The following is an 11,545-nucleotide window of genomic DNA, read 5'->3' as shown; positions in this document are numbered from 1 at the left end:
CATGAAGTTCACGATCTCGCGTGAGAAGCTGCAGGAAGGCCTTCAGGCCGTGACCGCTGCCGTACCGGCCAAGACCACCTTGCCGGTATTGGCCAATTTGCTCGTCGAGACCACCGATCGCGGCATTCGGTTCTCGGCGACCGATCTCGACATCGCCGTCAGCACGGAAGTCAGTGCCGATGTCGAAACGCCCGGCGCCATCACCATTCCCGCCAAGAAGCTCAGCGAGATTGCCCGCGAGCTCCCCCCGTCGCCGGTGAAGATCGCGACCAGCGGCGAGCAGCGGGTAACCCTCGAGTGCGGCCGATCCAAATTCAAGCTGCTCGGATTGCCGCGCGACGAGTTCCCGACGTTCCCCAGCGTGCGCTTCAACGACTCGTGGCGGGTCAAGTCGGGGGAGCTGCAGAAGCTCATCGCCCACACGGCCTTCGCCGTGAGCACCGAGGAGTCCCGCCCCATTCTGAACGGCGTGCTCTGGGAGCTGCGTGAGGAGCGCATGCGCATGGTGGCCACCAATGGCCATCGGCTCGCCAAGATGGAGCTGCCCGTCGAAGCCAGCAGTGCGCCGCCGGGCGATCTCATCGTGCCGCCCAAGGCGCTCGAACAGATCCGTCGCCTCTTCCCCGCCGAAGAAGAGCTCGAGATCGCGCGCGGCGACAATCACCTGGGCTTCCGCTCGCCGTTCACGTCCGTGTTCACGCGGCTGGTGGAAGGCCCGTATCCCAACTACGAGCAGGTCATCCCGAAGGACAACGATCGCTACGCCCTCGCCGACAAGGCCGCGCTCACGCAGGCACTCAAGCGCATGAGCGTCATTGCCAGCGATCAGACGCACCGCATCAAGATGTCCTTCAACACCGGCATGCTGAAGTTCAGCGTGACCACGCCCGATCTTGGCGAAGCCAGCGACGAGCTCCCGGTCAACTACACGGGCGATCAGCTCGATATCGGCTTCAACGCCACGTACCTGCTCGAGATCCTGCGCTTCATGCCCACCGAACAGGTGCGTCTGACGTTCAAGGCCCCCGAGCGCGCGGCCACGATCGAGCCCGAAGGCTGGGACGATCCGGCCAAGTACCTGTGCCTGGTGATGCCGCTGCGGTTGATGGACTGATTGGATGGTGGGCGCGCCGGGGGCGCGCGTGGGGTGACAAGGGAGGGGGCAGGCGGAAGGCATTCAGGGAGCAGGGGCAAGAACTTCCCCCATCCTCCTGACCACCTTCCCCCTGCCCCCTCGCCTGTCATGAACGGCCGGCCCACCGGCCGGCCGCTCCGCAATGCTCAGCGCGCCCGCACCGCCGAGAACTCCGTGCGTTGCACGATCTGCTGGCTGCGCGGGGCGCTGCCCGGCAGTCGCTCGGTGGCCTGCAAGGTCAGTGTCATCGTGCCCTCCAGGCGCTCCAGGGTGCCCCGCAGCGCATGAACGCGGGCGCGCTGGGCTCCGACCCCGGTGCCCGTCAGTTCGAGCGTCCTGAAGGCCGTGCCCCCCTTCCCCTGATACCGCGCGGCAAGGTCTCGGCGTACCACGAGCACCTCGTCGGTCAGCTCTTCCAGCTGGGAGAGTACTGTTGTATGCACTACTATGGGGACACCACTGCGACAGGTAAGCGTCACCACGCTGTCTCGCCACCGATCTCCAAGGGCAACACCGTTCGGGACCCGCACGAGAAGATCGCGTGCCACTGCCGCGGCGCTCGCTTCCGGACGATCGCACTCATTGGCCAATGGGGGACGCGTGGAGACCCGTACCGCGCCACTGTCGAGCGTCGCGTCCAGCAGGATGAGCCCCGGTAGCACCGGAGCCGGAGCCGTGGCCGGGCGACGGCTGTCCAGCTCGGTGCGCACCGTGAAGGAATCCACCTGGCCACTGGCCCGCAGAGCGCCGTGCGGCTGCCGCTCCGCCGACCAGGAAACGACGGCATCGCTGTCAATGCGCTGCTCCCCGCCGTCACCGGTAACGGTGACCCGCGCGGAGGATTGCACGCGCCAGGTGGTGCTGACGAGCCGCGCCGGAAGCGCTACGCGCAGCGGGGCCGGCACCGCTGCCGGGAGCGCTGGCGCGGCTGCGCCGGAAACCGGGGTTGCCGCGGTGGATACACGCCCGCCGCCCCCACCGCAGGCGGTGAGCAACAGCGCCGACGCCATCGCGCGGCGCGCCGTTCCGATGAGCGCAGAACCCAAGACCCAAAACCCGAAACAGGAGTTGAACGGATACCGCCGGCCTGTAAGCCGGGTTCTGTCGGTACACCGAGGTGCACCGGACGGTCATTCCTCTCGGCGTGCCGTCACCGGCACGCTCCAGCAGCCTACCCGCGGTTCGCCGAGTCTGCCCGAAGGCAGGTCGACGGGGTCGAGGCGAGCCGCCTCTCACCGCCTATTTGGCCTTGCTCCGGCCGGGGTTTGCCGTGCCACGACTGTTGCCAGCCGCGCGGTGGGCTCTTACCCCACCCTTTCACCCTTACCGCCTTCTTGCGAAGACGGCGGTTTGCTTTCTGTTGCACTGTCCGTCACGCACCGCTCGCGCCATGCGTGCCCAGGCGTTACCTGGCGACCTGCTCTGTGGAGCCCGGACTTTCCTCGGAATCGTGGCGTGACCATGAAGGCCCGTTCCCCGATTTCGCGACCGTCCGGCCGACGATATCCGTTCCTGCGCAATATAGCGGTTTCGCGCGCGCAATCGCCGCCCCGTGCCTCGCCGGATCGTGTCACGGCGTCATCAATTTCACGCGGTAGGCGCCCACCATCACGCGTGACGGTGACACCCGAATGACGCGCGCGGCTACCGTGCTGGCCATCCCCGCTCACCGACCGCCTGCGCACATGAGCGCGCGCGGCGCGATCCCGCCCCCCATCGTTCGAGAGTGGTCATGTCCACGAGCAATCCGGCCCGCCAACGCGGCGCATCCGCCGTCGTCACCTTCGTCACGCCATCGGAACAACAACGCGTCGACGCTCTCACGAACGGGAGCTGTGTGGCGATGCACCGCGACACCCTCGATCAGGTGCTGCACGACCTGCGAACACATTCCGTGTCCGCGGTCATCGTGTCGGTGTCGCGCTATCAGCAGCAGTACGCGCCCTCCATGGCGCGCCTGGTGCGGGAGTTTCCGCGTGTGCCCGCCGTGGCCCTGCTCACCGGCAACGAAGCCCGCAGCTCGGCCGCCCTCCTCTCGCTCGGCCAACATGGGGTGCGCACCCTCGTCGATGCGCGCGATCCGGCCGGATGGCGCACCCTGCGGACGTTGGTCACCACCGAATACGTGCAGGACATCGACACCCGCGCCATCTCGGTGCTCCGGCGCGATCTGCAGGGGGCCGTGTCGGCCAGCGTACGCTTCTTCGACACGCTCTTCACCGTGCCGCGCAGCCTCACCACGGTGCAACAGCTGGCTCGGCACATGGGCGTCCTTCCCACCACGCTCATGAGCCGGTTCGTTCGCCACGGCATTCCCACACCCAAGCGCTACCTCGCGTCGGCCCGCATGGTACGCGCGGCCCACCTCCTCGAAAACCCGGGGTGCAGCATCACTCAGGCGGCGTACCTCATGGAGTACTCCTCGCCACAGAGCTTCTCCCGTCATCTCTCGGGGACCCTGCACATTGGTGCCGCCGAGTTTCGTCGTCGGCACACCGGTGAGAGCATGCTGGAGATGATGCGGGAACAGCTGGTGCTGCCGTATCTCGCCCAGCTGCGCGAGTTCGATCCCTTTGCGTCACCGCCGGCGTGGTTGTCGCGCCCGCCCGAGCCGCACACGGCCGCCGCGACCAGCGCCACCGCGCACCATCACACCAGCGGCGACTCCGCCGTGTGACGCAGCGCCAGCACCCGGAGCCGGGCCGCGGCCTGTGTGAGCTGCTGGGCACTGCGCGAGAGCTCCTCGATGCTGGCCCGCTGCGCGTCGGAACCATCGGCCGCGGCGCGCGCGCCGCTGGAGGCCCGCTGCGCCGACAGGTCGAGTGCATCGAAAGCCGTGGCCGCCGAGGCCGACAGCGTGGCCTGGGTCTGCGCCAGGGCGGCGACTTCGTCGCTCTGCTTCGTGATGCGGGTGATGCCGTCCACCATGCTCGACAGCGCCCGCGTGGCATCACGCGCAATGGTGCCGGCTCCCTGGACTTCGTGGGCGGTGGTATCCATGGCCTGCACGGCCGTGTCGATCTCGTCGCGCACGCGCTGCACGGTGGCGGCCACGCGTTTCGCGGCTTGGGCACTCTCCACGCTCAACGCGCGAATTTCGTCGGCGACGACCGCGAACCCCAACCCGTCCTCACCTGCGCGCGAGGCTTCGATGGCGGCGTTCAGGGCGAGCATGTTGGTCTGCCGCGCAATGCGGGAGACCGTATCCACGAACCGGCCCACCTGTTCGGAGGCCGGCTGCAGGGCCCGCACCGTGGCCGCCGTGGCCGTGACGTCACGGCCCACCCGCACCAGCGCCTGCGCCGCCCGCTCGATGGCCTCGCGGCTGGCCGCGACCACGTCATCCACTACGTGCGCGTCGGCGGCCGTGACATCTGCCGTGCGGCGCGCGGCGTCGGCGGTGCGGCGCGCCTCATGACCCGTACGCACGCCGTTGGCGGCGCGCGCCTGCTGCGTTTCCAATTCCTCGCGCAGGGCGTGCGCTCCGCCCGCCACCTCACCGGCGCGCCGCTGCAGCGTACTGGCCGCGCTGTACACCTGCGTGGCCACGGCCGCGAGTTCATCGGCTTCCCGTTGCACGGTTTCAATGAGGAGCTGCAACTCGTCGAGCATGCCGTTGAAGCTGCGCTCGAGAAAGCCCAGCTCGTCGGCGTGCCGGGCATCGGCGCGCACCGCGAGATCCCCGCGCTCCACCTGCGCCATGCGCTCGCGCGTTCGGCGCAACCGCGCAATGAGCCGCGACGGCATCTGAATGACCTGCTGCGCCATGACCACGAGCAATCCGGCGGCGAGCAGGATCTGCGGCACCGGAGTGGCGTTCTGCGGGATGGCCGCGTTGTGGGCAAGGCTCGCCGCGAGAAAGCCGATCACGGATGCGGCGGTGGTGACGTACCCCAGCGCCGGCCCCCGATCGAAGGAGTACGGCACGATGGCCAGCACGTACGCCAGCACGAGCACGGGGGCGCCGAACAGGAACACCACACTGCTGATCAGCGCGGCGTCGAAAACGGCAAAGACATACTTGAGCCACCGGCGGTAAAGCGCCGGCGAGCGCCCGAGCGCCGACAGCGCGCCATTGAGCGCGAGGGCGGTGGCGAACATGGCGGCCACGGTTGCCAAGGGCACACGCGCCAGCCCCACCTGCATGGCCGCCACCAGCACCACGGCAATGACCACCGTGCTCCACAGGCGCCGCTTGCCCGCCTGGCGGAAGGTGGCCAGGTCCTTGGCGCGCTCTTCCTCGAACAGCACGTTCGCCGGCAAGGCGAGGGCGCGCGTGCCGGCGAACGGCGTGGGAATGCGGTGCGAGGCGAGCGGGGTGGACCGGGACAGGGCAGAGGCGGTCATGACACCCGAAAGACGCGCGAGGGGGGATTCCGTCTCGCCCGGAAGACGCGGAGTGCTACCCTCTGATCAGCGGCGCCAGCTGCTCGGCCGTGACCAGGCTGATCACCGGCACCCCGGCCGTCGCTTCGATGGCCTCGCGCCCGCCTTCCTGGCGGTCAACCAGCGCCAGCACCCCGACCACCGCGCCGCCAGCCGCGCGCACGGCTTCGACGGCCTTGAGCGCCGAGCCCCCGGTGGTGATCACATCCTCCACCACGACCACGTGGTCGCCAGACTGAAACGGGCCCTCGATGAGTTTGCCGGTGCCATGCTGCTTGGCTTCCTTGCGCACGGTAAAGGCCCGAACCATTTCCCCGTCACCCCCTTCGGCCGCCAGGGCGCTGGCATGGGCGATGGCATACGCGATGGGATCGGCCCCCAGGGTCAACCCCCCCACCGAATCGACGGGCCAGCCGCTGTGGCGCAGCGTCGCCAGGCCGACGCGCCCAATGAGCAGCTGTCCCTCCGGATGCATGGCCGTCAGGCGGCAGTCCACGTACAGCGACGAGCGGCGCCCCGAGGCGAGTACGAAATCGCCCCGCTTGGCCGATCGTTCGGCCAGCAGGGCGACGAGCCGTTCGGAATACCGGGCGAGCGACGTGTCCGACGTGGTCAACGGCCGAACAGTCCCTTCATTTTCCCGAACAGCCCACCCTTGTCCTTGCCGGCGTCGGTGGTGGCTGCGGCGGCCGCCGCGCCGGAGCTGCTGGCCGTGGAGTTCGCGGCGTCGCTGAACGCCTCGCAGAAGGCCATGACCGACGGGTACCGCTCCGCCGGAGCCTTGGAAAGCGCCTTCATGACCACGGCCTCGACCGCCGCGGGAAAGGTGAGCGACGGCTTGGCCTTGTTGAGCGACACGGGCGGCTGCGTGAGCAGCTGCGAGAACAGCTCGCGCGGCGACTTGCCGGTGTAGGGCAGGCACCCCGACAGCAGGTAGTACGCAATGGTGGCCAGCGAATACTGGTCGGCAGCTGGTCCCACCAGCTCTCCGGACAGCGCCTCAGGGGCCACGTACATGAGCGTGCCCACGAAGAAGCCGGCGCGGGTGAGGCGCTGATCGGGGGCTGCCTCGGTATCGGCGGCAATGCCGAAGTCGAGCAGCTTGATCTGCCGGGTGGCCGGGTCGTACATGATGTTTTCCGGCTTCAGGTCGCGGTGCACGATACCCACGTCGTGGGCGGCCTGAACAGCACCACAGATCTGCGCCATGATCGCGGCGACTTCCTTGCAGGGAAGCGGACCGCTCTTTTCGGCGTACTTGTCGAGGATCTCCCCCCCCGCCCATTCGATGGCGAGATAGTAGCGATCGCTGTCCGACTGCCCGTAGTCTAGGGTACGCACGATGTTCGCGTGTTCTACCCGAGCACCGAACTGCGCCTCACGGAGAAAACGCGCCACGGCGGTCTTGTCGTGCTGCAACTTCTCCCGCAGCACCTTCAGGGCAACGGTACCATGCGTCGGATGATCGGCGCGGAAGACGGTTGCCGTCCCACCCTCACCAACTTTTCCGCGTACCGTGTACCCGGCCAATGTCGTCCCGACTAGCGTCTCGATAGCCACGGGGCGAACGTAACGCCGTCCAGCAGTCGCAGCAAGACAAGGCTCAGGAACGTGCCGCACCCTTCGTCCCATCAGCCACACATGTTACGCAAGCTGCTTCCACGTCCCGCCGCGGGGACGATCGCCGGTGCCGTCGCCGTTCTCCTCGCGCTCACGGGGTGTGCGAAGCCGCGTCCTACCGGAGCAGCCTCGGCCGTGCCGCCGGGCGCGCCGGGCGCGCCAGGTGTTCCCATCCCCGGTGCCCCGGCGGAGATGACCCGGCTGTACCGCGCCATGGGGTTGGTTGCCGGGGCCGGGACGATACCCTTTACCGCCTCCGTGTCGTTCCTCCGCGCCCCGTCGCCGGACAGTACGCTCACGCTGCTGGCGCTGTCGCTCCCCTCACGTTCGCTGGGCTTTGCGCGCGAGGGTGACCGGTACGCCGCCGCCTATGTGGCCCGCGTGCAGCTGCGACAGGGTGCCACGGTCGTGCGCACCATCGAAGCCACCGAACAGGTGCGCGTGCCCACCTTCCGCGAAACGTCTCGTACCGACGAAAGCATCATCTGGCAGCAGTTCCTGCGTCTGGCGCCGGGACGCTACACGATGACGGTCAGCGTCAAGGACGAGTCGAGCATCCGGAGCTCCAGCGAGGAGGTCTCGCTGCAGGTGCCCGCGTTGGCGCCGGACGGCCTGACCACCGCCATTCCCGTGTACGAGGCCATTCCCCGTCAGACGGTCGACTCGCTACCGCGTGTGCTGGCGCGTCCGCGCTCCACGCTGGTGTACGGTATCGACTCGCTGCTGGCGCTCTACATCGACGCGGTCGGCAGTACACCACCGGGCAGTGTGCGGGTGCGTGCCGTGGGTGACGCCGAGATCGTGGGACTCGACACCGTCGTGGAACTGCCGCAGCGCGGGGCGGGGCGCAGCACCACCATCGGGTTGCCGGTGAACCGCCTGGCCATCGGCATCAACACCATTCAGGTCACGGCCGCCGGCCGCACCGATACGGCGCGTACGCGCGTCCTGGTTACCCTCGGCGAAGATGTGCCCATAGGCACCTTCGACGAGATGCTCGCGTACCTGCGCTGGTTCACCACCCCCGATCAGCTCAGGGCGTTGCGGGATGCCGATCTCGCCGACCGGGCCACGGCCTGGACGACGTTTCTCAAGGCCACCGATCCGGTGCCGGGCACCGCTGAACACGAGGGGTTGCGTGATTACTTTGCCCGTATCCGCACCGCCAACCTCCGGTTTCGCGACGACGTCGGAGCCGGCTGGCAGTCGGATCGCGGCACCGCCTTCGTGGCGCTGGGCGATCCGGACAACATCATCGACACCGGGTTGCTCAATCCGAATGAGCGCGTCCGCCAGCAGATCTGGGAATACCGCGAGCTGCGCATCCAGCTCTTCTTCATCGACCAGACCGGTTTTGGCCGCTGGCGCCTCTCGCCACAGAGCCGCGGCGACCTCGACCTCGCCATTCGCCGCAAGCTCGGCGCGCGCTGAGCGCGCCCCCGCCGGCCGGGGGTGCCGTGGCTGACGTCACCCGCCCCCCGGCGCCTCGGCTCTTCCTCATCGACGGCTACGCGCTCATTTACCGCGCGTTCTTCGCGCTCCTGCAGCGTCCGCTCAGCACGAGTCGTGGTGAGAACACCAGCATTGCGTGGGGCGTGGCCAACTTCCTCAAGCGGCTGCTCACGACGCACCAGCCGGAGCTGCTGGCGTGGGTCCACGACAGCGGCGCCACCTTCCGCGACGCGCTGTACCCCGACTACAAGGCCACGCGCGAGAAGCTTGCCGACGACCTGCAGGCCGACTTCGATCAGGGGTTGGAGCGGGTGCTGCAGCTGCTGGCGGCCTACGACATTCCGGTGCTGACCGCCGAGGGGTTCGAAGCCGACGACGTGATCGGCACGATGGCCAAGAAGGGGGTCGAGGCCGGCTACCACGTGGTCATCGTGTCGGGCGACAAGGATTTTCAGCAGCTGGTGCGTCCCGGGGTGTGGCTGCTCAATCCCGGGCGAGGCGGGCCCGCCAGCGTTGAAGAGAGCTGGGTGGGCATGGAAAACGCGAGCGCGCGGCTGGGTGTGCCGCCGGAGCGGGTGATCGACTATCTCGCGCTCGTGGGCGACAGCAGCGACAACGTGCCGGGGGTGAAGGGGATCGGCGAGAAGGGCGCCATCGAACTCATCACGCAGTACGGCCCGCTGGAGAACATCCTCGCGCACGCCTCGGAGATCACGAAGAAGCGTCCGCGCGAGGCGCTGCTCCAGTACGAAGCCGAGGCGCGCCTGTCGAAACAGCTGGTCACCATTCGCTGTGATGTGCCCGTGGAGCTGGACCCGCAGCAGCTGCACGTGAACGCCCCCGACACCGCCGCGCTGCGGGCGCTGTATCTCGAGCTCGAGTTCACGAGCCTGCTGAAGGATGTGGGGGGAGTGGCCGTCGCGCCGCCGGCGGCGGCCACGACCACCGGCAGCGCGGAGGTGGCTGCCCCCGCGGCCCACGCCGGTGCGCGGCCCGTGGCAGCGCCGGTGCGGGAGAGCACGAGCGGCGTGCCGGTGCTGGCCGACGCGCGCTACGCCACGGTCGAGACGGTCGACGCGCTGACCAGGATGCTGCAGCGGGTGCGCGAGGTACCGTACATTGCCATCGATACCGAAACGGTGTGCGATCCGGATGCGCCCAATCCCGTGGATGCGATGCGTGCCACGCTCGTGGGGCTCTCCATTGCCGTCGCGCCGGGCGAGGGCTACTACCTGCCCTTCCGTCATCGCCGCGATGACGGCTCGGGCAACCTGGCGTTGCTCTCGGGCGATGCCGGAATCGCCGGGCGTCGCCTCAACGCCGGTGTGCCGGAGCCGGTGAATCTGCCACCCTTCGACAGTGCGCCCTGCGCGCCGCTGCGCGCCATGCTCGAAGACGCGGCGGTGAAGAAGATCGCGCAGAACGCCAAGTACGACATGCTCGTGCTGCGCGGCGCCGGCGTACGGCTGGCCGGACTCGAGTTCGATACGATGCTCGCCAGCTACCTGCTCGACCCCGGTCGTCGTTCACACGGGCTCGACCTGCTGGCGCTCGAGTATCTCGGGCACACCATGACCGCGTACGAGCAGCTGTGCGGCAAGGGGAAGCAGCAGCTGGGATTCGATGTGGTGCCGGTGGATGCCGCGCGCGACTACTCGTGCGAGGATGTCGACGTGACGATGCGGCTGCGGGCGCTGCTCCAGCCGCAGCTCGAGCAGCACGCCATGCTGCCGTTGCTGCGCGATATGGAGGTGCCGCTGGTGTCGGTGCTTGCCGACATGGAGTACGACGGCATCGCCATCGATCTGGCCTGGTTCGAATCGCTCAAGACGCGCTTCGCCGCCGAGCGCGCGCGGGTCGAGCAGGCGATCTATGCGGAGGCCGGCCACGAGTTCAACATCAACTCCAACCCGCAGTTGCGCACGGTGCTCTTCGAGGAGCTCGGCCTGCCGGTGAAGAAGAAGACGGCCACCGGCCCCAGTACCGACGCGAGCGTGCTGCAGGAGTTGGCCGAGGAAGGGCACGTGCTTCCCACGCTGCTCATGGAGTACCGTGAGATCTTCAAGTTGGAGGGCACGTACATCGACGCGTTGCCCCGGCTCGTGCATCCGCGCGACCACCGGTTGCACACGTCGTACAACCAGACCGTCGCGGCCACGGGGCGCCTCTCGAGCTCCGATCCCAACCTGCAGAACATTCCGAGCCGGCGTGAACTGGGGCGCGAGATTCGTCGCGGGTTCGTGCCGCGTACCGGGTGGCGCCTGCTCAGCGCGGACTATTCACAGATCGAGCTGCGCCTCCTCGCGCACCTCAGCGGTGATCCGGCGTTCGTCAGCGCCTTCCAGGCCGGCGGTGACATTCACAGGCAGACGGCCGCGATCATCTTTGGCATCCCGCTGACGGACGTCACGGGCGAGATGCGCGCGCGCGCGAAGACGATCAACTTCGCGACCATTTACGGCCAGGGGGCGCACGCGCTCTCCCGCCAGCTGCGCATCTCCAACGCCGAAGCGAAGGCATTCATCGATACCTACTTCGAGCGCTTTGCCGGGGTGAAGGCCTTCCTCGACCGGTGTGTGGTGGAGGCCAGGCAGAAGGGCTACGTCGAAACGCTCTTCAAGCGGCGTCGCTACATCCCCGAGCTCAAGGAGCGCAACTTCAACATCCGTGCCTTTGGGGAGCGCGTGGCCGCCAATGCCCCCATCCAGGGGTCGGCCGCCGATCTCATCAAGATCGCGATGATCCGGGTACACGCGGCGCTGGCGCGCGAGGGGTTTGCCGCCCGCATGCTGCTGCAGGTGCATGACGAACTGGTGTTCGAGCTGCCTCCCGAGGAAGAGGCGGCGTTGGCGGCGCTGGTGAAGCGGGAGATGGAGGGCGCGGCAGATCTGAACGTGCCGCTGCTCGTGGAGATGGGGAGTGGCACCGACTGGGTGACGGCCAAGTCCTGAG

At 68.3% G+C, this 11,545-nt stretch carries 8 protein-coding genes and 1 other RNA gene; 4 read left to right on the top strand and 5 right to left on the bottom strand.

Translation table 11 applies throughout. The features are described 5' to 3' along the window. Position 1 precedes the first annotated feature (1 nt). Positions 2-1,114 carry a DNA polymerase III subunit beta gene (gene dnaN / locus LW840_RS00170; protein ID WP_291260888.1) on the top strand — a complete coding sequence of 371 codons (1,113 nt, stop codon included), beginning with the start codon at positions 2-4 and terminating at the stop codon, positions 1,112-1,114. A gap of 167 nt (positions 1,115-1,281) precedes the next feature. Here the strand turns inward: dnaN and LW840_RS00165 are convergent, their stop codons facing one another. After that, complete coding sequence (locus LW840_RS00165; RefSeq protein ID WP_291276208.1) at positions 1,282-2,181, bottom strand: hypothetical protein; 900 nt, start codon at positions 2,179-2,181, stop codon at positions 1,282-1,284. Between the two features lie 28 nt (positions 2,182-2,209). Next, an RNA gene (gene rnpB / locus LW840_RS00160) (RNase P RNA component class A) lies at positions 2,210-2,639 on the bottom strand. Between the two features lie 228 nt (positions 2,640-2,867). On the opposite strand from rnpB, the gene LW840_RS00155 reads away from it, so the two are divergent. Then, positions 2,868-3,812, top strand: a complete 945-nt coding sequence (locus LW840_RS00155) for a helix-turn-helix domain-containing protein (protein WP_291276207.1) — start codon at positions 2,868-2,870, stop codon at positions 3,810-3,812. On the opposite strand, the gene LW840_RS00150 is transcribed toward LW840_RS00155, so the two are convergent. The 3 genes from LW840_RS00150 to LW840_RS00140 are packed head-to-tail and all read right to left on the bottom strand — an operon-like array spanning position 3,785 to position 7,081. Then, positions 3,785-5,482: a methyl-accepting chemotaxis protein gene (locus LW840_RS00150; RefSeq protein WP_291260885.1), complete on the bottom strand. Its 1,698-nt coding sequence runs from the start codon at positions 5,480-5,482 to the stop codon at positions 3,785-3,787. The genes LW840_RS00155 and LW840_RS00150 overlap by 28 nt on opposite strands. A 55-nt stretch (positions 5,483-5,537) precedes the next feature. Further along, positions 5,538-6,137 (bottom strand): orotate phosphoribosyltransferase, encoded by a 600-nt coding sequence (gene pyrE / locus LW840_RS00145; RefSeq protein ID WP_291276206.1) that lies wholly within the window; start codon positions 6,135-6,137, stop codon positions 5,538-5,540. Next, positions 6,134-7,081 carry a serine/threonine-protein kinase gene (locus LW840_RS00140; RefSeq protein WP_291260883.1) on the bottom strand — a complete coding sequence of 316 codons (948 nt, stop codon included), beginning with the start codon at positions 7,079-7,081 and terminating at the stop codon, positions 6,134-6,136. Before LW840_RS00140 ends, pyrE begins: the two co-directional genes overlap by 4 nt. A gap of 81 nt (positions 7,082-7,162) precedes the next feature. Here LW840_RS00140 and LW840_RS00135 point away from each other — a divergent pair, with 81 nt between their 5' ends. Next, complete coding sequence (locus tag LW840_RS00135; RefSeq protein ID WP_291260882.1) at positions 7,163-8,572, top strand: GWxTD domain-containing protein; 1,410 nt, start codon at positions 7,163-7,165, stop codon at positions 8,570-8,572. A 26-nt stretch (positions 8,573-8,598) separates the two neighbouring features. Next, complete coding sequence (polA, locus tag LW840_RS00130; protein ID WP_291276205.1) at positions 8,599-11,544, top strand: DNA polymerase I; 2,946 nt, start codon at positions 8,599-8,601, stop codon at positions 11,542-11,544. Position 11,545 lies beyond the last annotated feature (1 nt).

Source organism: Gemmatimonas sp., from assembly GCF_021298855.1.
Classification (GTDB): domain Bacteria; phylum Gemmatimonadota; class Gemmatimonadetes; order Gemmatimonadales; family Gemmatimonadaceae; genus Gemmatimonas.
This window is presented reverse-complemented; position numbering and strand designations above follow the sequence as displayed.